Source organism: Collinsella sp. CLA-SR-H006, from assembly GCF_040097075.1.
Lineage (GTDB): Bacteria > Actinomycetota > Coriobacteriia > Coriobacteriales > Coriobacteriaceae > Collinsella.
The window spans coordinates 159,846-182,616 of the sequence record NZ_JBBNPD010000002.1 but is presented as its reverse complement, the minus strand read 5'-3'; the positions used below and the strand labels follow the sequence as shown (position 1 = coordinate 182,616).

The following is a 22,771-nucleotide window of genomic DNA, read 5'->3' as shown; positions in this document are numbered from 1 at the left end:
ATGGCAGACAGCGACGATCTCATCAAGGCCGTTGGCGCTAATATTCAGGAGAAGGCATCCCTTATCTGGAGCGCTGCCGACACCCTGCGCGGTCCCTACAAGCCGCATGAGTACGGCCTGGTTATCCTTCCTATGACCGTCATCAAGCGCTTTCATGATTGTCTCGCTCCCACACACGATGCTGTTCTCGCCGCTGCTGAGAAATACAAGACGCTTGCCGTGAAGGACGGCTTTCTGCGCGAAGCCTCTGGTTACCCCTTTTACAACACCTCTAAGTTCACCTTCGAGACACTTAAGGCCGACCCAGAGAACATCGAGGATAACTTCAAGGACTACATCAACGGGTTCTCGGACAACGTGCAGGACATCCTGGCGCGCATGAAGTTCGCCGACCAGATCGAACGCCTCTCCGACCCGGATGCCCCACTGCTCTACCAGATTATCTGCGACTTCTGCAAGCCGCAGGCCGATATGTCTCCCGATAAAATCCGTGCGGTGGATATGGGCTATATCTTCGAAAATCTCATCCAGCGCTTCTCTGAGTCTTACGACGAGGATGCTGGCGCCCACTTTACGAGCCGCGACATCGTGTACCTTATGACCGACCTGCTCATCCAGGCGGACTCGCACGTCTTTGAAGGCGATCGCATCACCAAGACGGTCTACGATCAGACCATGGGCACCTCGCAGATGCTCGGTTGCACCGAGGAACGCCTACGCCAGCTCGACGCCGATGCTCATGTGACCTGCTACGGCCAGGAGTTCAACCCGTTCACCTTCGGCATCGCGAAGGCGAGCGCGCTCATTCGCGGTGAGGACGACGCTAACATGCGCTTTGGTGATACCCTGTCCGCCGACAAGTTCGAGGGCTTCAAGTTCGACTACTGCATCTCCAACCCTCCGTTCGGAGACCCGTGGAACCCACAGGCCGCTGCGGTGGAGAAGGAGTTCAAGACCGCCGGCGGCGGGCGCTTCCCGGTTGAGAAACTCCCAGCCAAGGGCGACGGCCAGATGCTCTTCGTGCTCAACGGGCTGTCGAAGCTCAAGGACGATGGTGTGATGGCAATCATCCAAGACGCCAGCCCGCTCTACAAAGGCAAACCCGGCAGCGGCGAGGACGGCATCCGCCGCTACGTGCTGGAGAACGACTGGCTCGACGCCATCGTGCAGCTGCCCTGCGACTCGTTCTACAACACCGGCATTGCTACATACGTGTGGCTCTTCAGCAAGGCGAAGGCGCCCGAGCATCGTGACCACGTGCTGCTCATCGACGCCTCCCAGTGCTTCGAGAAGCGCCGCAAGGGCATCGGCGACAAGAAGAATGACATCACCAAATCCTGCCGCGATCTTATCGTCCGGGCGTATTCCGAGTACCGCGACGGTACCTGGACTGGCGAAGGGTCCAACGGACAGGAGGTCTCTGTCGAGGCGCGTCTGATGGAGACGGTCGAGTTCGGCTTTAACCGCGTGACCGTGGAGAGTCCCGTCGTCGATGAGAGCGGGGAGCCCGTCCTCAACAAGCACGGGAAGATGCAAGCCGACAAGGCAAAGGCCGACACTGAGGACATTCCCCTTAACCAGGACATCGACGCCTATATCGAGCGCGAGGTGCGCCCGTACAACAAATACGCTTGGGTGGACAAGAAGAAGACCAAGGTGGGCTATACCATTCCATTCACGCGCGTGTTCTACAAGTACGCCGAGCTCGAACCTGCTGACGAGATCGCCAAGCGCATCCTCGAGCACGAGAAGACGCTTGAGAAGAGCCTCGAGGCGCTCTTCGGCGAGGTGCGCTAGCGATGCGGGAGATGAAGGTTAATGGTGTCGAGTGGCTCGGCGAGGTGCCCGCGGGATGGACTTTTGCACCGTTCAAACGACTGTACTCACAGGTCTCCATCACAAATTGCGAGAGCGAAGAGCTCCTTTCGGTCTACTTGAATCGTGGAGTTATCCGCTATGTGGACTCTGATGGGGTGCAGGTGCATAAGCCAAGCAAATCTTTGTTGAAGTATCAGCTGGTTCGTCCGGGCAATTTTGTTCTAAACAACCAACAAGCATGGCGTGGATCCGTTGGGATATCTATTTACCGCGGAATAGTCAGCCCCGCTTACTATGTTCTCGAGAAAAACACAAGCAATATAGATGATCGTTTCGCTAATTATCTATTTAGAGGTCCTTTTGTGCAGGTGCTTGAACTGTGCAGTCGAGGGGTCGGCACAATCCAAAGAAATATTTCACTTGTTGAGCTAAAGTCGGAAATGGTGCCTCTGCCGCCCCTCGACGAGCAGCGCCGTATCGCGGACTTCCTGGACGAGAGGTGCGGCGAGATCGACCGCGCCGTCTTCGCCGCCGAGCGGTCTATCGAGGAGCTGAACCTGTATCGCTCTGCACGTTTGGAAGAGATGATTACCAGAGTTTCGCACGAAGCGCCGCGGGAGAAACTCAAATACGTGCTGAAGGAGTCTAAGGATAAATCTCCTGACGGAATCGGAGAGCCGCTGTCAATTACGATCGCTCGTGGAGTGCTTCGTTCTATTGAACTGGCCATACCGAATCCGACATCAAGCCTTGTTGGTGCCAAAATTGTCCATGCTGGCGACCTGGTCTTCAATAAGCTAAAGGCGTATTACGGCGTGATGTACGTGTCGCCTTACAACGGCTTGATTAGCCCGGAATATGCCGTTTATCAGGCCATCGATATGGAGAGAACCTCACTGAAATATCTTGAGTACGTATTCCATACAGCAGCAGTGATTGATGAATTTATAATTCGCATCTCTGGTGTTGCGGATGGTTTCAGGCGCTTGTATACAAGCGATCTGTTTGACATAGCGGTGCCAGTGCCTTCTATCGAGGTGCAGCAGCGTATCGTGGCGGAACTGGATGACCTGTATGCTTCCATTGCCGAGTCGATAGGGGCCAAGCAGGCTATCATTGCCGACCTCAAAGCATACAAGCAGTCGCTCATTTACGAGGCCGTCACCGGAAAGCGGGAGGTGTAGCCAATGGGTGATTCCTATCGTCTCCCTCGCATCGTGTTGGAAGCGTCATCGTCAAAAACGTGGGATGCCGCTATCTCCGAATGGCACGTGACGGGATGCCGTGACAATGGGGACGCTTCTGGCGATTGTCTTTGCGGACACGAGGGCATTAGGTATGAGTTCACTATCAAAAACTCTGTCAACGGGAACGAGCTCTCACCAATAGGCTCAACCTGCATCCTGAAGTTCGAAAACGATGAGCTCAAGAACGAGGTTGAAGGTTGGAGAGCGGCAATCAAGTTGCTGGAGGCCCTCGAGGCAAGAAGGCCGGACGTACGACTCGACGGCATGAACAGGGACCTGTTCTCTCGATGTCTCTACGCCTTCCTTTACGAGAAAGGTGCTTTTCCGCCCAACAGGTACAACGGTTACGACGGCCGAAACGATTACGAGTTCATGGTGGATATGTTCAACAAGAGGACGGCACCGACAGAAAAGCAGCGCGCGAAGATGTACATGGTGCTAAACAAGAGCATATTTCCGTGGCTCGTTCTTTTCGGTCGTGAGCTGAGAGAGATGAGGCTGTAGCATGTCTGCGCAGACAAAGGAAAAGAACCTCGAGCAGGACATAGAGTCGTTCCTCTGCTCGCCTGCGGGCGGTTTCCTTAAGTGCGACGATAAACATTCGCTCCTCTACGTCGAGGACGGCACCTATCAGATGGTCGGCGGCGGCTACATGGAACACCGCGACCGCGCGCTCGACGCTACGACTCTGGTCAACTTTATCCAGACGACGCAGCCCAAGGCTTGGGAGCGCTTCGAGCGCATGTGCAACTCCGATTCCACGGCGAAGTTCGCCAAAGTCTTCAACGACGCCGTCGACCGCCTAGGCATGGTTGCAGTGCTCAAACACGGCTTCAAGCACCGAGGAATTCCGTTCAAAGTTGTATTCTTCAAGCCGGAGAGCGGTCTTAACGAAAGCGCCGCCGATCGCTATGCCAAGAACGTTTGCCGCTGCATCCGCCAGTTCCACTTCGCCGAGACGGGCAACCAGACCATCGACATGGTCCTGGACGTGAACGGCATCCCCCTGGTGGGCATAGAGCTCAAGGACCAGTTCACCGGCCAAGACGTCGAGAACGCCATGCGCCAGTGGCGCGAGGACCGCGATCCACGGTGTCGCTGTCTCAAGTTCAACGCGCGCATGCTGGCATTTTTCGCCGTCGATCTCGAAAATGTCTACATGACCACCAAGCTGGAGGGCGCGAAGACCTTCTTCCTGCCGTTCAACCAGGGCTCCGCCGGGGCGGGAAACGACGGCGGCGCCGGCAACCCCGCAAATCCCGACGGTTATGCCACGAGTCACTTGTGGGAGGTCGCCCTGCAGAAGGACAGCCTGCTCGATATCGTCAACAAGTTCCTTCACCTGGAGGTCAAGGAAGAGACAGAGCTCGATGCGCGCGGCAACGAGGTGAAGCGTAAGAAGGAGCGCATCATCTTCCCCCGTTACCACCAGCTCGACTCCGTGCGTAAGGTCATCGCCGACGTGCGCGCGAACGGGACGGGCAAGAACTACCTCGTGCAGCATTCGGCGGGGTCGGGCAAGTCTAACAGCATCGCCTGGACGGCCTATCGCCTTGCATCCCTCTTTGTGGATGACACCCCGCTGTTCGACTCCGTGGTCGTCGTCACCGACCGTCGCGTTCTCGACAGCCAGCTGCAGGAGACCATCTCGGGCTTCGACCACGCCATCGGCTCGGTCGTGACCATCGGCAAGGACAAGACCTCGGCCGACCTGCGGGACGCCATCAACGGCGGCGCTCGTCTCATCGTCTCGACCCTGCAAAAGTTCCCCGTGATTTACGAGCAGGTCGAGAGCAAGGGCAAGCGCTTCGCCATCATCGTCGACGAGGCGCACTCGTCCCAGACGGGAACGAGCGCGCTCAAACTCAAGAGCGCCCTTGCCGACAAGCGCGACGCGCTCGAGGAGTACGCTGAGATCGAGGCGGAAGCCGAGGACGCCGCAGCCGATTGGGAGGACCAGCTCGCCGACGAGCTCGCGAGCCACGGCCGTCACAAGAACCTGACCTTCGTTGCCTTTACCGCCACGCCAAAGGAACAGACGCTCGAGATCTTCGGCGATGAGTGGCCTGACGGGTCCTTCCACCCGTTCCACGTCTACTCGATGCGCCAGGCGATAGAGGAGGGCTTCATTATGGACCCCCTCGCCAACTACGTGAGTTATTCGGAGGCCGTCGAGCTCGCGCGCACGGTCCCCGACAACCCCGATGTGCCCAGCAGCCCCACGCTCAAGCTGCTCCGCAAGTACAAGGAGCTGCATCCCTACGCTCTCGGTCAGAAGGCCGAGCTCATCGTGGAGACGTTCCGCAACGTTACGCGCACCAAGATCCGCGGCAAGGGCAAGATGATGGTGGTCACTGCCTCGCGCCTCGCGACGGTTCGCTACTACCACGAGATCAAGCGCTACATGCAGAAGAAGGGCTACGACGACATCGAGGTGCTGGTGGCGTTCTCGGGTGCCATCAGCGACCCCGTGAATGGCCCCAACGGTCCCGAGTACACCGAGCCGTCTATCAACGTCGGCCACGATGGGCAACGTGTCGCCGAGAGCCAAACGAAGGCCGAGTTCCACAACTATGGTGACGTGCTCGTTGTCGCCGAGAAGTACCAGACGGGCTTCGATGAGCCTCTGCTTCACACGCTGGTGGTGGACAAGAAGCTCAAGGACGTGAAGGCGGTTCAGACGCTCTGCCGCGTCAACCGTATCCATCCGGACAAGGAGGACACCTACATCCTCGACTTCGTGAACAAGCCCGAGGATATCCAGAAGGCGTTCGAGCGCTTCTATGCCGAGACGTCGCTTTCCGAGCAGATCAACACCGACCTCCTCTATCAGGTGCAGACCGACATTCGCGGCTACAAGCTCTACGACGAGGACGACATCGAGGCCGCGGCCGAGATTGTCTTCACGGATGACAAGGGTAAGCTGCAGGGCAACGTGCAGGGCAAGCTTGCTGCCGTTTTGAAGCCTGCGGTCTCGCGCTACAACGAGCTGGATGACGACTCGCGCTATCAGGTGCGTCGTAAGGTGCGTAGCTTCTGCAAGTGGTACACCTACATCACCCAGATTGTTCGCATGTTCGATCGCGACCTGCATAAGGAGTACGTGTATCTGAGCTATCTGCGCCACCTCCTCAAGGTCGAGAAGATCCCCGTCGAGGCGGTGGACGACAAGGTCGAGATGCGCTTCTACAAGCTCAAGCAAGAGTTCGAGGGCAGCATTTCGCTTGAGCCTGGCGGCGGCGTGCTCGATCCCGGTGGCGCAGCCAAGACCGTGACGCCCGACAAGAAGCGCGACCCGCTGCAGGTGCTCGTGGATAAGTTCAACGAGCAGTGGGCTGGCAACTTCACCGAGGGAGATCGTGTGGTTATCGACACGCTGTGGAAGCGTATCGCCGAAAACCCGCAGGTCGCCGACACCATCCGTCGCGACGGCAGACAGGTCTTCGAATCAAGCCTGCTGCCCAAGGTGTTCGATGAAGAGGCTCGCCGCGCCTATGTGGAGAACACGGACTCCTTTACCAGCCTCTTTGAGGACAGTGAGAAGTATCGCGCCATGATGAGCGCCATCGGGCAGTTGCTGGTGGAGAAGTTCAAGTAGACGATGAGGACTAAGAGCAAGGTGGGCTTAGCATGGCAAAAAATCAGTCAGATTACTTTCAGGCAAAACATCCGTGGTCTGAGACTAAGGATGATCTTCTGGCATGCTATCTAACGCCTTTTTTCACTAAAGTGTATCGACCTTCACGGAACGGCATTCTTTATATCGATGCTTTTGCTGGTGCGGGTTTATTTGCCGATGGCAGTAAAGGATCTCCCTTGATTGCCCTTTCTAAGTATTTTGCAATTGCAAAGAAAAATCGTTCAAAGACGCCCATCCAGTTCATTCTTAGTGAATCCAACGCGGAATCTAGAAAGCATCTCGAATCGACATTTAACGAAGCAAAGGGAGCTAGCGGCTATATCAAGCCGCCAATTATCGTTTCCAGTTGCGAGGATGCTATAAGACGGGCACAACAAACTAGCGTTTGTGGGGGCGGTAAGCCCTCAACAGTCTTCTATTACATCGATCCATTCGGGGTTAAAGACCTACGACTCGATCTTCTAACTAATTCGCCGAATATGGCTCACACGGAGGCCCTGGTCAACTTCAATAGTTTTGGTCTATTCCGCGTTGCCTGCGCTGCCATGAAAGTGCCACTGTCACTTCCAAATGAAGTTGAACTGCCGGAAGACGACTTTAATGAGCTCACGAAAGCCAGCGTTTGGGTTGAACGTCTGAATGCCTGCATCGGAAGTGGTAACTGGAAAGAAGTGGTCGTTCGTTATAAGGCTGGAGAGATCGACGCTTGGCAGGCTGAACATGCGCTCTCGGAACTCTTTTGCAACAACGCGCGTTCTTACTATAAGTATGTAACGAATATGCCTATCAAAGATATGAGTAAACGCGTTAATGTCGGTGGGCTCGTCAAATATAGAATGATCCATATGACCAATAGCCCAGACGGTTGCGTTCTGATGAACGATAACATGATTAAGCGCAACCTCGACCGGCAATGCAAGCAGTTGGGATTGTTTGCGGTGGATGTTGATGGTCGCAATGTTGAGACTGCCGTAATTGCGGCCAAGGCCAGTGATTTTGTCCAGCATATGCCCGTTCACCAAAACATGAAAATGGGCGATATTGCTGCCACGTTGATTTCCGAGTGCGGAGTCTTTGACAGAAGCAATACTATTTTGAAGACCTATGTGGGCCCAATGATTGAGGAAGGTGTTCTTGAGCGTGCGGTCAAGTTCACTTTGAAAGGAAAGCCAAAAAAGAGCTTTGCGCTCAAAGACGAGGTTTATCGAGCAAGATGAGTGCTTAGGTCGGTCGTATCTTTGGTGTGAGGAAGTTTAGCGAGAAGAGAATTAAAGAACAATGGAACAACTTGGGCACATATATCGAAAAAGTATGCTCTACCGTACAAAAGTTGAATATGGCGATTGGGCGATGAATCATGTGCAAGGCTGTTCGCATGGATGCAATTTTCCATGCTATGCATATTTAATGGCAAAACGTTTTGGGCGTGTCAAAACATACGAGGAATGGCGGCGGCCGAGCCTTGTCGACAACACTTTGGATCTGCTGCGCAAAGAGTTGCCGCGTTATTGTGATGAGATAAAACAGGTTCAACTGTGCTTTACAACCGATCCTTTTATGCTCGGATATCCAGAAGTTGGCAGTATGAGCTTGGGTGCAATTGAGCTCATTAACGAGTACGGTAAGCCGTGCAGCATTCTAACGAAAGGAGAGCTTCCCGTTGAACTTGCGGCGTTGCCTAATGCGGCGTTGAACACCTATGGAATTACCTTGGTGTCACTTGATGAGGACAATCGGAAAAGGATGGAACCCGGTGCAGCGGCATACTCAGTCAGGCTTGCCGCTCTCGAGTCTCTCCATAAGGCTGGCTGTAAGACTTGGGTTAGCATGGAGCCATATCCGACTCCAAATATCTGCGAGCAAGATTTGGATGCGCTGCTGCGCAAGATCTCTTTTGTCGATAAAATTGTTTTTGGCAGGACGCACTATGACAGGCTAACAAGCTCCTACGACGACTGCGCCCGCTTCTATCGTGATAGTGCAAGGGAAGTCCGTGATTTTTGTTTTGATCACGGCATCGAGTGTCACATTAAAAAGGGGACTGTCAACTAGTGCTGAGCCTGCTGTGGTTTGGTAGTCATGGTATCGGGTTTCACTGTGGTCCTGACTGCATCCGTGCAGCTATGTTTTTCAATGCGTCCTTAAGCTAGTTGCAATTTGGGACCATTGAGAGCTGCTATCCACGACCTTATTTGCGCACCTCTGTCATCGCTATTTCTCGCATAACATCTTGTACGCCCATTGCTCTGCTTGCCAAGAAGCCGACGCACACGCTTGATCCCACCTTATTTGGGATGCAGGCTTTTACATCCTCACACGTCAAGCGTTTAGTCACTTTTTATCAACACTCCCTGACCGTACATCGATTGCAATGTCGATGCGGGCAATCATTAATGTGGAGCTTTTGGCAACCAGATTGCGGAAAGCGGGCTCATCGGGATCGGTGAGCCCGCAGACGTTGTGCATGCCGTTGTGGTTGCCTAGTTTGAAGGCTGAGACTGAATCTGCCGAGGGATGGGTGCGAGGTATTTGATGGCGAGCTAAAGCCTGATGCTGATAATGCCGATGCTGCTGGCGAGAAGAATAAAGACCACCAACGCGATTACAACTGCCAAAACCGCATACAACCGCTTCATTTTGCCTCCTGCCGAACTGGAAGAAATGAGTTCAATAACTGCTGATAGAATTCTACCAGCAGATTACTACTCAACGGTATGAGTGAGGCTTGTTTTGGAACATAGCAAACATGAGAGGGGCATTCAGTCCGAATGTACCTCCGGGCATGATGAGCGTGTGGAAGCGCCTCGAAAAGAAGCGGTCGAGGCGAATGACAAGTGGGGTAAGAAGGTTGCCAAGCATTTTGGAAAGCTATCGACCAAAGTAAAGATTGTTTTGGTCGTGGTCATAGTGGTGGCCCTTGCCAGTTTTTTGGCGGTGTCCTTCCTTGGATAACCGATAACCACGAAACTCAGTACCTCACGACATCGGATCTTAAGTCTGCTGTAGATATCGACAGTCTTTCTACGGTTGATTACACCTACCACGGCATCGTCGAGAAGCACGGCAGGTTCCTCTGGATGGATCGCGTGGACTATCGCGTTAAATACGAGGCTCACATTCGTGCATCGTATACGATGAGCGACATCCAGTTTGACATTGACGAAGAGAATAAGACCGTTACCGCCTATCTCCCCAAAGCGCAGGTGAGCGAGCCACAGCTCGACAATAGTAAGTTTGGCTATCTTCCCGAAAACGCAACTGCAGATATGAAAGATGTTCTGCCACTTTGTCGCAAAGATGCCGCAGATGAAGTCGATAAAAAGGAGATCAAAAAACAGGCGGACGCGAGCTTGCGGGATACCGTAAAGGCGCTGACGCTGCCGCTTATCGAGGATGAGTACAAGCTTGATTTCAAACCGTTGGCCGATTACAAGGGGGAGGCTGACTCCAATGCGTAAACCATGGTTGGTATGCTTTGCCCTCGTGGCGGCGCTGTCACTTACTGGGCTTTCGGGTTGCGCCAAAAAAGACGAAGAGCCTGATTTTTCGGGTTATACGAAGATTGCCGAGCTTGCTACCGTCGAGTGCAGATTCCATAACGTCGCGGAAATCTATAACGACGGCACCAATATGTTGTTTGGGATAAACGTGGGATACAAGAAAGCGTGGTTCGAGTATGACGGAACGGTGCAACTGGGCGTTGACGTCTCCAAGGTAGATGTCAGTAAGCCGGATGAGAACAATGTCGTAACTATCACGCTCCCTAATGCGCAGGTCCTTGGTCAGCCCCAAGCCGACGAGAGCACCTTTTCTGATATCTATAGCGATACCGGACTGCTAACTCCTATTACGACAGTTGATCAGTCTGCTGCGCTTGAAGAAGCCCAAAATGAAATGGTAAAAAGTGCCGAGGGCAATTCAGCATTGATGAGCAGCGCCCGTGAAAGAGCTAAAACTCTCTTGAGCCGGTACGTCACTGGAATTGGTGAGCGGATGGGCGAGAAGTACGAAGTTCAGTTTAAGGATGCCGAATAGACTGGTTGGCAATCGGTCGGATTAAAGGGGGCTGCAGATGTGCAGCCCCCTTCTGTTTGGGGGTCTTACTACCTTCTTCAGCGGTGCAGATTTGCCAACAAGCCCATTGCCGGCGGCAAGGTTACTATTCGCAGTGCGCTTCAGCGGAGGAACTCGATGACTGCATATGAATGCTTATTCTAAATTGCTTTCGTCTGCACCCCGCAATCCTACGCGTGGCACTCAACAGCTCGCACTCCCTCTGGCTCCACTGGCGCAGCTCGGCCGCGCGCGCGGCGTCGCGGCACAGGTCCAGGAACACCTCGGCTCCCTCGCAGAAGCACTCGCGGGCAAAGATGCCCGAGCCGCTTGCGATGCACGCGCTGTCGGTGAAGAGCTATCGGCTAGACGATTCGCGCGGGCAGCGGCTAAAGCAGGCGTGTGATAAATCGATAATTGATGAGAACGAACACGTGTTCGTTTATATGGTAAGATATATGCCAGCGGGAGCGATTTCATTCGATATCGTTCTTGCCGGTACTTTTTACTTCCGCATGCTGTCGGCGCGGACTTCGAATTCAGAGAGGGCGATTGCAATGCTATACGAATTTAAATAGATCTCTAATGCTTAATTAAGACCATGTCTATGTCAAAAGACATACAAAAGTGTTAGCCTTTTGACATGAAACACTTTGATGAAATATTCGAACTGGCGGCAGATGGCTACGGCATCGTGACTGCTGCGCAGGCACGCGAGATTGGCGTAACCACCGGAGAACTGAGCCGATGGTGTGCCACTGGGAAATTGATGCGCCGAGGACATGGGGTGTACAAGCTCACCCAATGGGTTCCGACGCCCCGGGACGTCTTTGCGGAGGCAGTGGCTCTTGTTGGTGACGAGGGTTTCCTGTGGGGCGAATCAGTGCTGTCTATGCACGCACTTGCACTTGTTGATCCTCGTGCCGTGACCGTGGCAACACCAAAGCGTATTCGCCGCAAACTGCCAGCTTGGGTAAAAACAGTGCCCGCTCCAGAGAATGCGAAAACGACGTTCTATGAAGGAATCCCTTCTCAATGCGTTGCCGATGCGATTGAGGCTTGTAAGGGGTCCGTTATGACCGAACGCCTCATCGAGGCAACCAAGCACGCTCAAGCCGAGGGCCTTATTACCTCCAATGAGCATGAGAGACTGATGAAGGAGCTGTCGTGAAGGAAGTCAAGAAGCCAACCAGCAGACGTAACCTTGACATAGCGATAGACCGACTCTGCACTGATTTGGGCGAAGAACCGGGCCGCGTTAAAAGGCTCATTGCGGCCGTTGTTGTTGGACAAATGCTACCCGATGGAGCCGCAAAGGGTGGAAATGCCCTGAAGATTCGCTTTGGGAAGGATGCCACGCGGTTCTCGCGCGACCTCGATACCGCCAGGGCATCCTCACTGAACGATTACATGACGAAGCTTGAAGATTCGCTCACTATGGGCTGGAACGGATTCTCGGGTGCCATTGTTCCGAGGGAGCCCGCATCTCCGAAGGGAATTCCAACTGCTTACGTCATGCGTCCGTTCGAAATCAAGATTGCCTACAATGGTAAATCGTGGATGACGCTGCCGCTTGAGGTCGGTCATAACGAAATCGGCGACGCCGACGATCCCGATATGGTTTCCTCGCCTGAAGCTGCGGCAATATTGAAAGGTCTCGGGTTTCCCGAACCGGGGCCGGTTCCGTGCATGAGGCTCGAGCATCAGATTGCCCAGAAACTTCATGCTGCGAGCGGCCCCGGCAGCGAGCGCGCCCATGATCTGATAGATCTCCAGATTGCAATTTCCAACGGGGAAATTGATTACCTAAAAACTCGAGAGGTCTGTATCAGACTCTTTGCGTATCGTGCGGAGCAGGAGTGGCCTCCAATGATCTCGAGGGGAGTGGGCTGGGACTCACTGTATTTCTCCCAGGCGGAAGGACTTAACGTTTTGCCGACTGTCGATGATGCCGTGGCATGGGCGAACGACTTGATTGCAAAAATCGATTCTGCTCGTTAGTGACACTGCTGAGATCTCTCGCTTACGCCATAGCAATCCCGCGGGCCGCACTCAACAGCTCATACTCCCTCTGGCTCCACTGGCGCAGTTCGACAGTCTCGACGGCATCGCGACACAGATCCAGGAACACCTCGGCTCCCTCGCAGAAGCACTCACGGGCAAAGGTGCCAGATCCGTCCGCAACGCACACGCCGTCGGCGAAGAGCTTCCAGCTGGACGGCTCACGCGAGTCGTCTCCGAGCAGCTTGATCTGCAACACATGTGGATTGCCAACAGCACAGAGCTCTTCCTCGAGCTTCTGTACCGTAAAGCGCATCTGGTGGGAGAGGCTGCTCTTGACCATGGCCGAGGCGTAGCCATTTGGCTTATCCAGAAGATGCATTTGTTTTGGCTTGGCTGCCAGGTTGTGGAAGTTGCGCTCGCTGCGCACGGAGAAATTGTCCATACGGACTCCTTTCATCGATGTTGGCAGGGCCACCGTGCCTCTTGGCCGGTTGGCGTCGGGATCGTGGAGCCAACTCTCTACCCCGACTCTGGATAAAACGCGCCCGCTCCTTGCAGGCACGATGGAGTCTATCAACGTGTACGGACAGAAACCAGCGCCATCCGCGAAATGACGCGCGGATGGCGTTGGTTTCCCAAGTGATTATTCGGCTTTCATCCGGAAAAGTGTCGAAATCAGCCGTGTAAAAGTACGGAAAAGTGTCGAAATAGGCACCTTAAAACTTCGGAAAAGTGTAGTTGGATGACAAAACAGCACTTAGAAGCCGATGCTGGATGCGGGATCCTGCGGCTGCCTTCAGCCCTCGCTACTCGTCGTCTCCGTCGTTGGGGTCGCCCTTGAGGGTGTTGATGTCCAGGTACTGGTTATCGTCCTCTTTTTGCTGGGTCTCCGACTCCGCTTGGGTGGGGCCGCGGAACAGCTGGAATCCCTCAAACGCAATGACGCCGAGCAGGGCAATGATAATGGCGATAAAGGCAACCTTGACTGCCTGCGGAAATTCCGAGAAACGCAGCGCCTTTTCCTCGGCGTAATAATCGGCGAAGCGCTCTTCGCCCGTGCTTTTGGTATACGCCGGCGCGGACGCGGCCTCCGGGCCATATTCCGGTGCGGGCGTGGCAGCGTACGAATCGTTGAGATAATCGCTCGATGCGGTGCCATAATCCTCGGTCTCGATGCGACCGTTGTCAGCATAGCCATCGGAATAATCGGAATATGCCGTGCCGCCCTCATAGTCTGCGGCGCTCGTGTTGGCGGCAAAAAGCGGGTTAACTGGAACGTCGAGCGCCGGCATGCCGGTAGAGGTCTCATCCAGATCGGCTGCAGCCCAGGAATCGTAGGCAACCTGATGGGCAACGGGCTCATCGAGCCTTGCGACCGGAGGCTTGCGTGCCGCAGGAACAGGCAACTGCTGGGCGCTGTACATAACGGTGCTGTCGGCCGATTTGCCCTGCGTCGCTGCAGCGAGAAATGCCGCCGTCTCGGACGGGTCGCTTGCGGGGCGGGGAGCGGGCGTGGGCGCCGAAGTGGGTGCGGGCGTAGGCGCGGGCGTCGAAACAGGCGACTGCGCAGGAGTCGGCGCAGGTGCGGACTTGGGCGCAAGTGCGGGATTGGGGCTTGACGGGCGAGCGCCGCCGCCCATGAGTTCGTCGGCGGTCCACGGGCGATCATCCATCACATCGTCAAGGCTCAGCGAAAACAGGTCGTCTTCACTCTCATCGAACATGCGGTGCACATGTCCACCAATTGCCGGAATCAATCCGCGACCGGTGCATGATGCCTTGCTCAACGCCATTCTGTTCCATCCTTTCGAAATACTAATGACATCGATTATATGGAACTTCCCAAGCTGCTCGGTCTTGGATTCGTGCTTTCCAGAACTCGCGCCCAAAAGGGGAGGGGCAATCCAGGCGAGTGCCTACTTGTCGCCGGCCGCCGCCTTGGCCTCATTGAGGTAGCTATAGAAGCTGTACTTGGAGATGCCAAAGAACTCGCAGGCGCGCTCGCTCGACTTGGAAATGAGGAAGGCACCGCGACGGTCGAGGTAGCCAATGGCACGAATGCGCTCGTCTTTGGTCATGAGTGCCGCGGGCTTGCCCACAAACTGCTCGCACTCGTGCAGCAGGTCCTCGAGCAGGTCGCCGATGTTCTTGGTAATGGGCTCGGGCTCGGTATAGCCCGTGCCGCCGGTGCCGGTGAAAGCGTCGAGCGAGCGCTCAAAAGCCTTCATAAGCGTAATGTCAAAGTTGATGCCCAAAATGCCGACGGGCTTGCCTTCGTCGTTGCGGATAAAGATGGTCGAGGACTTGAGCAGCTTGCCATCGGTGGTTTTAGTGAGGTACGGCTCGCGGTCGTGTACGTCGGTGCTGCCCTCGTGCATGGACTCAAACACAATATGGCTGGGGCCGTCACCCAGTTTGCGCCCGCTGACGTGGCCGTTTTCGATCACTACGATGGAGTGGTCCACGTCCTCGGTCTCCAGATCGTGGACGACGACTTCGCAGTTGGGGCCAAATTGGAGCGCCAGGCCGTGTGCGAGGCGCTTGTAAAACTCAATCTGTGCGGGGGTCATGGGTGCCTTCCTAAAAATTAGTTTGGGCACACTTTGCCATAAACCACATCTGTTCGCAAACAAATCCATCAACAAGGCAATTCATGACCGTTCGGCGGCGAAAAAGTACCGATTACGGCAACAAACAATTTGTTAGGTTTGCCAATCAAAAAGTGTGATAGAACAGTGCTAACAAACTTTTTGTTTGGCATCCACATAAAAGTTCAGTCGCATGAATGGGAATGGGCTGAAACGCGTATGCGGGGGCCGGCAAGAGAGGACTTAAGGAGTTCACCGTATGGCCGATAAGATCCAGTGGGCGGGCAACACGATGCCCAAGAGCGATGACAAGCACTTGGGAATCATGAGCCTCGACCACGTGAAGAAGGCCCGCGCCTTCCACCAGTCGTTCCCTCAATATACCGTCACCCCGCTTGCCCGCCTGGACGGTCAGGCTGCGCGCTTGGGTCTGTCCAACCTGTGCGTTAAGGACGAGAGCTATCGCTTTGGCCTCAACGCCTTTAAGGTTCTGGGCGGATCGTTTGCCATGGCCAACTACATTGCCGACGAGACCGGCAAGGACGTTGCCGAGTGCACCTTCGATTACCTGACCTCCGATCAGCTTGCCAAGGACTTTGGCCAGGCCACCTTCTTTACCGCTACCGACGGCAATCATGGCCGCGGCGTGGCATGGGCTGCCAACAAGCTGGGCCAGAAGGCCGTCGTTCACATGCCCAAGGGTTCCACCAAGCCCCGCTTCGATAACATCGCCGCCGAGGGCGCAACGGTGACCATCGAAGAGGTCAACTACGACGAGTGCGTGCGCATGGCCGCCGCCGAGGCCGACGCCTGCGAGCGCGGCGTCATCGTTCAGGACACCGCCTGGGAGGGCTACGAGAAGATCCCGTCTTGGATCATGGAGGGCTACGGCACCATGGCTTCCGAGGCTGCCGAGCAGCTGCGCGAGATGGCCATCAACCGCCCGACGCACGTGTTTGTCCAGGCTGGCGTGGGTTCGCTCGCCGGCGCCGTGGTGGGCTACTTCACCAACCTGTATCCCGATAACCCGCCCACCTTCGTCGTGGTCGAGTGCGCTCCGGCCGCCTGCCTGTACAAGGGCGCTGCCGCCGGCGACGGCGATCCGCGCATCGTGGACGGCGACATGCCCTCCATCATGGCCGGTCTGTGCTGCGGCGAGCCCAACATCCTGGGTTGGGATATCCTGCGCAACCACGCCACCGCCTTCGTGTCCTGCCCCGACTGGGTCACCGCTCGCGGCATGCGCACCCTGGGCGCTCCCGAGAAGGGCGACCCGCGCGTCATCTCCGGCGAGTCCGGCGCTGTGACCACCGGCCTGGTCGAGACTCTCATGCTCGATCCCGAGTACGCCGAGCTCAAGGAACTCATCGGCCTGGACAAGACGAGCTCCGTGCTCTGCTTCTCCACCGAGGGCGACACCGATCCCGACCAGTATCGCCGCATTGTTTGGGAAGGCGAATATCCCACTTGCTAATCGTTGGGGCGGAGTAAATAGGTATCGCTCCGCCACCTCACAGGTAGATTCCTTCGTTTGAAAGGTTATGAACAATGGCTAAAGAACTCGATTTCGACGCTATCAAGGCTGCTGCGGAGTCTCATCGTGCTGATATGACGCGTTTTCTTCGCGCAATGATTAGCCATCCCTCTGAGTCTTGCGAGGAGGGCGAGGTTGTCGCCTGCATCAAGGCCGAGATGGAGAGCCTTGGCTATGACGAGGTCAAGGTCGACGGCCTGGGCAACGTTATGGGCTTTATGGGCGAGGGCGACAAGATCATCGCCATCGACTCCCACATCGACACCGTCGGCATCGGCAACATCGATAACTGGGATGCCGATCCCTATGAGGGCTACGAGACCGACGAGATCATCTACGGCCGCGGCGGCTCCGACCAGGAGGGTGGCATGGCTTCTGCTACCTACGCTGCCAAGATGATGAAGGACATGGGCCTCATCCCCGAGGGCTACAAGATCATGGTCGTCGGTACCGTCCAGGAAGAGGACTGCGACGGCATGTGCTGGCAGTACATCTACAACAAGGACGGCATTAAGCCCGAGTTCGTCATTTCCACCGAGCCCACCGACGGTGGCATCTATCGCGGTCACCGCGGCCGCATGGAGATCCGCGTCGACGTTCACGGCACCTCCTGCCACGGCTCCGCTCCCGACCGCGGCGACAACGCCATCTACAAGATGGCCGACATCATCGCCGACGTCCGCGCTCTCAACAACAACGGCTGCGACGAGTCGACCGACATCAAGGGCCTCGTCAAGATGCTCGACCCCAAGTACAACCCCGAGCACTTCGAGGACGCCCGCTTCCTGGGCCGCGGCACCTGCACCGTCAGCCAGATCTTCTACACCAGCCCCAGCCGCTGCGCTGTCGCTGACTCCTGCGCCATCTCCATCGACCGTCGCATGACCGCCGGTGAGACCTGGGAGTCCTGCCTGGACGAGATCCGTAACCTGCCGGCCGCCAAGAAGTACGGCGACGACGTGAAGGTCTCCATGTACATGTACGACCGTCCGTCCTGGACCGGCGAGGTCTACGAGACCGAGGCTTACTTCCCCACGTGGATCAACAAGGAGACCGCTCCGCACGTCAAGGCCCTCGTCGACGCCCACAAGGCCATGTTCGGTGACGAGCGCATCGGCTGCGAGCCCAGCATGGACAAGCGCACCGGTCGTCCGCTGTGCGACAAGTGGACCTTCTCCACGAACTGCGTCTCCATCCAGGGCCGCTATGGCATCCCCTGCGTGGGCTTTGGCCCGGGTGCCGAGTCTCAGGCACACGCTCCCAACGAGGTCACCTACAAGGACGACCTGGTCACCGCTGCCGCCATGTACGTGGCTGCCCTGAACCTCTACGATCCGAGCCAGGCCGATGGCGATGCCACCGTGTTCCGCGCCGGTCTGACCAACAACAAGATCGACTAGTCCCATTCCTCGATCTTGTTGAACCGGGGGCAGTTTATGCCCCCGGCGCCTCCTGTTGACTTGGGGCCCGCGGTCGTTATCTCCCATGCTTCCTCGACGGTGGCGGGTCCTCGTCATAGCGCTCTGCATGTTCTAGCCACACGCGCATGCCGGAGCGCATCTACTCATTGCGATCGTTTCACCTTTAGAAAGGACATTTACATGGACGCCAAGTTTACCGAGCTCGTCGAGCAGCTGAACGGCCTCGATTTTAAGGGTATGTACGGCAGCGACTTCCTGCACACCTGGGACAAGACCACCGATGAGCTCAAGGCGCTCTACATCGTCGCCGACGCCCTGCGCGAGCTGCGTGAGAACAACGTTTCGTCCAAGATCTTCGACTCCGGCCTGGCCGTCTCCCTGTTCCGCGACAACTCCACCCGTACGCGCTTCTCCTTCTCTAAGGCTGCCAACCTGCTCGGCCTTGAGCTGCAGGACCTGGACGAGAAGAAGTCCCAGATCGCTCACGGCGAGACCGTCCGTGAGACCGCTACCATGATTTCCTTCATGGCCGACGTCATCGGCATCCGCGACGACATGTACATCGGCAAGGGCGACGCCTACATGGCCGAGGTCTCCGAGTCTGTCCAGCAGGCTTACGAGGACGGCGTTCTGGATCACCGTCCCACGCTCATCTCCCTGCAGTCCGATTCCGACCATCCCACGCAGTCCTCTGCTGACATGCTCTACCTCATCAACGAGTTTGGCGGCCTCGAGAACCTCAAGGGCAAGAAGGTTGCCGTCACCTGGGCCTATTCGCCCTCTTACGGCAAGCCGCTGTCCTGCCCGCAGTCGCTGATCAGCCTGCTGCCCCGCTTTGGCATGGACGTCACCCTGGCTCACCCCGAGGGCTACGATCTCATGCCCGAGGTCGTCGAGCGCGCCCGCGGCTATGCCGCCGAGTCCGGCACCACCTTTAAGCAGGTCAGCACCATGGCCGAGGCCTTCGAGGGCGCCGACATCGTGATCCCCAAGAGCTGGGCTCCGTTTGCCGCCATGGAGAAGCGTACCAACCTGTACGCCGAGGGCGACGACGCCGGCATCGCTGCGCTCGAGAAGGAGCTGCTCGCTCAGAACGCTACGCATCAGGATTGGTGCTCCACGACCGAGCTCATGGAGAAGACTGCCAACGGCCAGGACACCATCTTTATGCATCCGCTGCCCGCCGATATTTCCGGTGTCTCCTGCGAGCACGGCGAGGTCAACGCCGACGTCTTCGACATGCACCGCGTGGGCATGTACAAGGAGGCCAGCTACAAGCCGTACGCCATCGCTGCCATGATGTTCCTGCAGAAGGTTGCCGATCCCGCCGCTACCCTCAAGGCCCTCGACGAGCGCAACACCGCCCGTTGGTTCCAGGCCTAAAGCTGGGCTGAGGTAAGCTATGTAAAGGGGGCGCTCTGCCAACCGGCGGGGTGCCCCCTTTTTGCATCGCGGGCGTGCGGGATAAGCGCTTTCGATGTGGATGCCCGCGGCGCGAGTTATGGGTACGATGGTTTCAGGGGAGGTATCACCATGAAACTTGGATGCGTCATTATGGCTTCGGGCGAGGGCAAGCGGTTTGGCTCTAACAAGATGCTTGCCGATATCTATGGCGAGCCGCTGATTGCCCGGACCATCGATTCGGTTCCCCGGGGCTTTGACGTCGTGGTTTCGACGCGTTGGCCCGAGGTCGCCCAGATTTGCGAGGACAAGCATTGCCCGTGCGTGCTGCACGATGGCGAGCTGCGCAGCGAAAGCGTCCGTGCGGGCCTTTCATGGGGAGTCGAACGCAACTGGAAAGGTTGCCTCTTTTTGCCGGGCGACCAGCCGCTCGTGAGTTCGGATTCTTTTGAGGCCATGGTTCGCACGTTTGATGAGCGTGGCCGCAAGCATCCGGTACGTCTTGCGTGCAACGGTGAGCCTTCGAGTCCGGTGCTCTTTCCGGCGGAACTGTTCGATGCGCTCATACGTCTTGAGGGCAAGGACGGCGGGGGCTCGATCCTCAAGGACCGTACCGACGTGGTGCTGGTCGAGGCGCGTGCCTACGAGCTGTGGGACGTCGATACCGTCAAGGGACAGCGCTGCATAACAGAGCATATTGCCGCCTGCTCGTATTTTGATCGCGTGGCCAACTGCATCAATCAATAAGGAGCAATTATGATCATCATCAAAAACGGCGCGCTCGTGACGCCCCAGGGGCTTCGCCGCGCCGACCTTGCCATGGAGGGCGACAAGATCGTGCGGATCGCCGCAGCGATTGAGCCGGCCGAGGGCGATACCGTCCAGGACGCCACGGACTGTTGGGTGTTCCCCGGCTTTATCGACGGCCACACGCACATGCAGTGCTGGACCGGCATGGATTGGACAGCCGATAGCTTTGAGACCGGCACGCGCGCGGCTGCCTGCGGCGGTACGACGACCATCGTGGACTACGCGACGGCCGATCGCGGCGTGACCATGCCCGATGCCTTGGCCGAGTGGCATCATCGCGCCGACGGCACCTGCACCGCCAACTACGCCTTTCATATGGCACTCGCCGAGTGGAATGAGCGCAACCGCGCCGATCTTTCGGCCATGCGCGAGGCGGGCGTGTCGTCGTTTAAGACCTACTTTGCCTATGACCACCTGCGCTTGGATGATGCCGAGACGCTCGAGGTGCTGGAGGAGCTCAAGCGCGTGGGCGGTATCCTGTGCGTGCATTGCGAGAACGGCACGCTCGTGAACGAGCTGCAGAAGCGCGTGTACGAGCAGGGGATTCATGGGCCCGAGGGACATGCGCTCAGCCGTCCGGACGTGTGCGAGGGTGAGGCCGTGAGCCGCCTGCTGTATCTGGCGCACTTGGCCGGGGACGCTCCGGTCAACGTGGTGCACCTTTCGACCAAGCTGGGGCTCGAGGCCATCCGTGCTGCCAAAGCGCGCGGGCAGAAGAATATCTATGTCGAGACCTGCCCCCAGTATCTGATGCTCGACGACACCTGCTATCTGGAGCAGGGCGAGGACGGCTTTGCGGGTGCCAAGTATGTGATGAGCCCGCCGCTGCGCCATGCCGGTGACCGTGCCGCGTTGCGCGAGGCGCTTGTGGCCGGCGAGATCGATACTATTGCAACCGATCATTGCAGCTTTAACCTGCACGGGCAAAAGGACCGCGGGCGCGACGATTTCCGCGCGATTCCCAACGGCGGGCCCGGCGTGGAGCATCGTCCCGTCGCGATCGCCACGAGCTTTGAGGGCCAGCTGGGCCCCGAGGACCTCTGCCGCTTGATGAGCGAGAACCCGGCGCGCGTCTTTGGCATGTATCCGCGCAAGGGCTGTCTTGCCGAGGGCTCCGATGCCGACGTGTGCGTGTGGGATCCCCAGGCGTGCTGGACCATTCGCGCGGCGACACAGCATCAGGCCGTGGACTACACGCCGCTCGAGGGCTTTGAGGCACATGGCCGCGCCAAGGCCGTCTACGTCAACGGTGTGCTGGTGGCGCGCGATGGCGAGCCCACCGGAGCCCAACCCGGCCGCTACGTTCCCCGCTAGCAGGAAGATCACCGGATTCCCCTCCGCAGTTGCGGTGAAATACGGACTGTTTGCGGCCGTTTGGCGGCCAAACAGTCCGTATTTCACCGCAACTGACGAGATGGGGCCGGCTACTTGAGGCTGGTGGCGATGAGGGGGCGGCCGAGGGCTGCCTCGAAGCGGTCGGCCATCGTGGGGTCGTTGAGCGTGTCGACTTGGTTGAGCATGACGCGTGCGGTGCTGAGTTCCATCGCCCGCATCTCGGCATTGAGCACCTGGGCGACGCGCTCGGGCGTGGCGATGTCGGTGAGCTCGCAGCCGCAACGCTCGCAAAAGAGCTCGGGGCGGTGGACGGCTTCGTTGATGGGCTTGCTGAGTCCCGAGGCGCCGACGACCCAGACAACGTTTGCCGTGCCGGCGGGAATTACCGGCTCCCAGGCGGCATGCGCCTTGAGCGGGAGTCGCTTGCTACCGTCTGCCTCGGCCAACACATAGTCAAAGCGCTGTGCCAGCCCGCCGAGTGGCTCGGCGGGGGCGGAGAGCTTGCCTGTCTCCGGGTCCAAAACACCCGCCTGGCAGATACTTCCGCGGCTCATGCCCGCGCATGCCTCGCAGGTGCAACCGAGGACATGCGAGGCGCCCGGCTTCCAAGGCGCGGCGTCCAGGCGACGATTCGACCCGTCCCATGGCACGCCGGCAACGGGAAGCATATGCGTGGTGGTGCAGAGGAGCACGCGGCCGCCAGCGCGCATGAGCTCAAGACCCAGCGTTTTGAGCAACGTCGACTTGCCGCCGCTGCCGATAATCGCGGTAATGCCCGGCTCGATCCTGAGCGCCGAGGCAAGATTGCCGCTAACCGTTTCCATCTGTTCACCGCCGTATAATACTGTGATAATAAATAATCATCAGAGTAGCGGTCGAACCGCTTTTGCTCTGCTCAAACCGTAGCACAGGGAGGTGCC

21 protein-coding genes and 1 riboswitch are annotated in these 22,771 nt (G+C 57.2%); of the genes, 17 read left to right on the top strand and 4 right to left on the bottom strand.

Annotated elements, in window-relative coordinates; all coding sequences use genetic code 11:
* The 12 genes from AAA069_RS02385 to AAA069_RS02330 all read left to right on the top strand — a co-directional run bounded on the left by AAA069_RS02385 (nt 1) and on the right by AAA069_RS02330 (nt 12,759).
* On the top strand, nt 1-1,797 hold the full coding sequence (locus tag AAA069_RS02385; RefSeq protein WP_349127456.1) for a class I SAM-dependent DNA methyltransferase: 1,797 nt from the start codon (nt 1-3) through the stop codon (nt 1,795-1,797).
* A gap of 2 nt (nt 1,798-1,799) precedes the next feature.
* Nucleotides 1,800-3,002 carry a restriction endonuclease subunit S gene (locus AAA069_RS02380; protein ID WP_349127455.1) on the top strand — a complete coding sequence of 401 codons (1,203 nt, stop codon included), beginning with the start codon at nt 1,800-1,802 and terminating at the stop codon, nt 3,000-3,002.
* 3 nt (nt 3,003-3,005) lie between these two features.
* Entirely contained in the window at nt 3,006-3,569 is a 564-nt protein-coding gene (locus AAA069_RS02375) for a hypothetical protein (protein ID WP_349127454.1), read from the top strand.
* A gap of 1 nt (nt 3,570) precedes the next feature.
* Nucleotides 3,571-6,663 (top strand): DEAD/DEAH box helicase family protein, encoded by a 3,093-nt coding sequence (locus tag AAA069_RS02370; protein WP_349127453.1) that lies wholly within the window; start codon nt 3,571-3,573, stop codon nt 6,661-6,663.
* 32 nt (nt 6,664-6,695) lie between these two features.
* Complete coding sequence (gene tcmP, locus AAA069_RS02365) at nt 6,696-7,922, top strand: three-Cys-motif partner protein TcmP (protein ID WP_349127452.1); 1,227 nt, start codon at nt 6,696-6,698, stop codon at nt 7,920-7,922.
* Nucleotides 7,923-8,016: 94 nt separating this feature from the next.
* Complete coding sequence (locus AAA069_RS02360) at nt 8,017-8,757, top strand: radical SAM protein (RefSeq protein ID WP_349127451.1); 741 nt, start codon at nt 8,017-8,019, stop codon at nt 8,755-8,757.
* A 678-nt stretch (nt 8,758-9,435) separates the two neighbouring features.
* Nucleotides 9,436-9,657 (top strand): hypothetical protein, encoded by a 222-nt coding sequence (locus tag AAA069_RS02355; protein WP_349127450.1) that lies wholly within the window; start codon nt 9,436-9,438, stop codon nt 9,655-9,657.
* Entirely contained in the window at nt 9,576-10,163 is a 588-nt protein-coding gene (locus AAA069_RS02350) for a DUF4230 domain-containing protein (protein ID WP_349127490.1), read from the top strand. The genes AAA069_RS02355 and AAA069_RS02350 overlap by 82 nt, the downstream gene beginning before the upstream one ends.
* Complete coding sequence (locus tag AAA069_RS02345) at nt 10,156-10,740, top strand: DUF4230 domain-containing protein (RefSeq protein ID WP_349127449.1); 585 nt, start codon at nt 10,156-10,158, stop codon at nt 10,738-10,740. Before AAA069_RS02350 ends, AAA069_RS02345 begins: the two co-directional genes overlap by 8 nt.
* Before the next feature lie 335 nt (nt 10,741-11,075).
* Entirely contained in the window at nt 11,076-11,336 is a 261-nt protein-coding gene (locus AAA069_RS02340; protein WP_349127448.1) for a hypothetical protein, read from the top strand.
* 65 nt (nt 11,337-11,401) lie between these two features.
* Nucleotides 11,402-11,929: a type IV toxin-antitoxin system AbiEi family antitoxin domain-containing protein gene (locus tag AAA069_RS02335; RefSeq protein WP_118259134.1), complete on the top strand. Its 528-nt coding sequence runs from the start codon at nt 11,402-11,404 to the stop codon at nt 11,927-11,929.
* On the top strand, nt 11,926-12,759 hold the full coding sequence (locus tag AAA069_RS02330; RefSeq protein WP_349127447.1) for a nucleotidyl transferase AbiEii/AbiGii toxin family protein: 834 nt from the start codon (nt 11,926-11,928) through the stop codon (nt 12,757-12,759). The genes AAA069_RS02335 and AAA069_RS02330 overlap by 4 nt, the downstream gene beginning before the upstream one ends.
* A gap of 22 nt (nt 12,760-12,781) precedes the next feature.
* Here AAA069_RS02330 and AAA069_RS02325 read toward each other — a convergent pair whose 3' ends face one another.
* The 3 genes from AAA069_RS02325 to AAA069_RS02315 form a co-directional block, all read right to left on the bottom strand.
* On the bottom strand, nt 12,782-13,204 hold the full coding sequence (locus AAA069_RS02325) for a hypothetical protein (protein ID WP_349127446.1): 423 nt from the start codon (nt 13,202-13,204) through the stop codon (nt 12,782-12,784).
* An 8-nt stretch (nt 13,205-13,212) separates the two neighbouring features.
* A riboswitch (SAM riboswitch) is annotated at nt 13,213-13,303 on the bottom strand.
* A gap of 265 nt (nt 13,304-13,568) precedes the next feature.
* Entirely contained in the window at nt 13,569-14,555 is a 987-nt protein-coding gene (locus AAA069_RS02320) for a hypothetical protein (protein WP_349127445.1), read from the bottom strand.
* A gap of 123 nt (nt 14,556-14,678) precedes the next feature.
* On the bottom strand, nt 14,679-15,332 hold the full coding sequence (locus AAA069_RS02315; RefSeq protein ID WP_035137462.1) for a helix-turn-helix transcriptional regulator: 654 nt from the start codon (nt 15,330-15,332) through the stop codon (nt 14,679-14,681).
* A gap of 277 nt (nt 15,333-15,609) precedes the next feature.
* Between AAA069_RS02315 and dpaL the strand changes: the two genes are divergently transcribed.
* From dpaL to hydA, 5 genes are all read left to right on the top strand, one after another.
* Nucleotides 15,610-16,824, top strand: coding sequence for a diaminopropionate ammonia-lyase (gene dpaL, locus AAA069_RS02310; protein ID WP_118266260.1), 1,215 nt, complete (start codon nt 15,610-15,612; stop codon nt 16,822-16,824).
* Between the two features lie 74 nt (nt 16,825-16,898).
* Nucleotides 16,899-18,284: a YgeY family selenium metabolism-linked hydrolase gene (locus AAA069_RS02305; protein WP_195232234.1), complete on the top strand. Its 1,386-nt coding sequence runs from the start codon at nt 16,899-16,901 to the stop codon at nt 18,282-18,284.
* A gap of 201 nt (nt 18,285-18,485) precedes the next feature.
* The gene (gene ygeW / locus AAA069_RS02300; RefSeq protein ID WP_349127444.1) at nt 18,486-19,688 is read left to right on the top strand and encodes a knotted carbamoyltransferase YgeW; all 1,203 of its coding nucleotides are present in this window, start codon (nt 18,486-18,488) and stop codon (nt 19,686-19,688) included.
* A gap of 150 nt (nt 19,689-19,838) precedes the next feature.
* A complete protein-coding gene (locus AAA069_RS02295) occupies nt 19,839-20,453 on the top strand; it encodes a nucleotidyltransferase family protein (RefSeq protein WP_148331871.1) in 615 nt (204 codons plus the stop codon).
* A gap of 9 nt (nt 20,454-20,462) precedes the next feature.
* Nucleotides 20,463-21,830, top strand: a complete 1,368-nt coding sequence (hydA, locus tag AAA069_RS02290) for a dihydropyrimidinase (RefSeq protein WP_349127443.1) — start codon at nt 20,463-20,465, stop codon at nt 21,828-21,830.
* A gap of 110 nt (nt 21,831-21,940) precedes the next feature.
* On the opposite strand, the gene yqeC is transcribed toward hydA, so the two are convergent.
* Nucleotides 21,941-22,675: a selenium cofactor biosynthesis protein YqeC gene (gene yqeC / locus AAA069_RS02285; RefSeq protein WP_349127442.1), complete on the bottom strand. Its 735-nt coding sequence runs from the start codon at nt 22,673-22,675 to the stop codon at nt 21,941-21,943.
* Between the last annotated feature and the right edge of the window lie 96 nt (nt 22,676-22,771).

What these genes read in the sequence shown, in the direction of transcription:
- AAA069_RS02345 (WP_349127449.1), top strand. Translation starts at nt 10,156, where the DNA reads ATGCGTAAACCATGGTTGGTATGCTTTGCCCTCGTGGCGGCGCTGTCA.
- ygeW (WP_349127444.1), top strand. Translation starts at nt 18,486, where the DNA reads ATGGACGCCAAGTTTACCGAGCTCGTCGAGCAGCTGAACGGCCTCGAT.
- AAA069_RS02385 (WP_349127456.1), top strand. Translation starts at nt 1, where the DNA reads ATGGCAGACAGCGACGATCTCATCAAGGCCGTTGGCGCTAATATTCAG.
- AAA069_RS02315 (WP_035137462.1), bottom strand. Translation starts at nt 15,332, where the DNA reads ATGACCCCCGCACAGATTGAGTTTTACAAGCGCCTCGCACACGGCCTG.
- tcmP (WP_349127452.1), top strand. Translation starts at nt 6,696, where the DNA reads ATGGCAAAAAATCAGTCAGATTACTTTCAGGCAAAACATCCGTGGTCT.
- yqeC (WP_349127442.1), bottom strand. Translation starts at nt 22,675, where the DNA reads ATGGAAACGGTTAGCGGCAATCTTGCCTCGGCGCTCAGGATCGAGCCG.
- AAA069_RS02360 (WP_349127451.1), top strand. Translation starts at nt 8,017, where the DNA reads ATGCTCTACCGTACAAAAGTTGAATATGGCGATTGGGCGATGAATCAT.
- AAA069_RS02335 (WP_118259134.1), top strand. Translation starts at nt 11,402, where the DNA reads ATGAAACACTTTGATGAAATATTCGAACTGGCGGCAGATGGCTACGGC.
- AAA069_RS02380 (WP_349127455.1), top strand. Translation starts at nt 1,800, where the DNA reads ATGCGGGAGATGAAGGTTAATGGTGTCGAGTGGCTCGGCGAGGTGCCC.
- AAA069_RS02340 (WP_349127448.1), top strand. Translation starts at nt 11,076, where the DNA reads ATGCCCGAGCCGCTTGCGATGCACGCGCTGTCGGTGAAGAGCTATCGG.
- AAA069_RS02370 (WP_349127453.1), top strand. Translation starts at nt 3,571, where the DNA reads ATGTCTGCGCAGACAAAGGAAAAGAACCTCGAGCAGGACATAGAGTCG.
- hydA (WP_349127443.1), top strand. Translation starts at nt 20,463, where the DNA reads ATGATCATCATCAAAAACGGCGCGCTCGTGACGCCCCAGGGGCTTCGC.
- AAA069_RS02375 (WP_349127454.1), top strand. Translation starts at nt 3,006, where the DNA reads ATGGGTGATTCCTATCGTCTCCCTCGCATCGTGTTGGAAGCGTCATCG.
- AAA069_RS02320 (WP_349127445.1), bottom strand. Translation starts at nt 14,555, where the DNA reads ATGGCGTTGAGCAAGGCATCATGCACCGGTCGCGGATTGATTCCGGCA.
- AAA069_RS02305 (WP_195232234.1), top strand. Translation starts at nt 16,899, where the DNA reads ATGGCTAAAGAACTCGATTTCGACGCTATCAAGGCTGCTGCGGAGTCT.
- dpaL (WP_118266260.1), top strand. Translation starts at nt 15,610, where the DNA reads ATGGCCGATAAGATCCAGTGGGCGGGCAACACGATGCCCAAGAGCGAT.
- AAA069_RS02325 (WP_349127446.1), bottom strand. Translation starts at nt 13,204, where the DNA reads ATGGACAATTTCTCCGTGCGCAGCGAGCGCAACTTCCACAACCTGGCA.
- AAA069_RS02295 (WP_148331871.1), top strand. Translation starts at nt 19,839, where the DNA reads ATGAAACTTGGATGCGTCATTATGGCTTCGGGCGAGGGCAAGCGGTTT.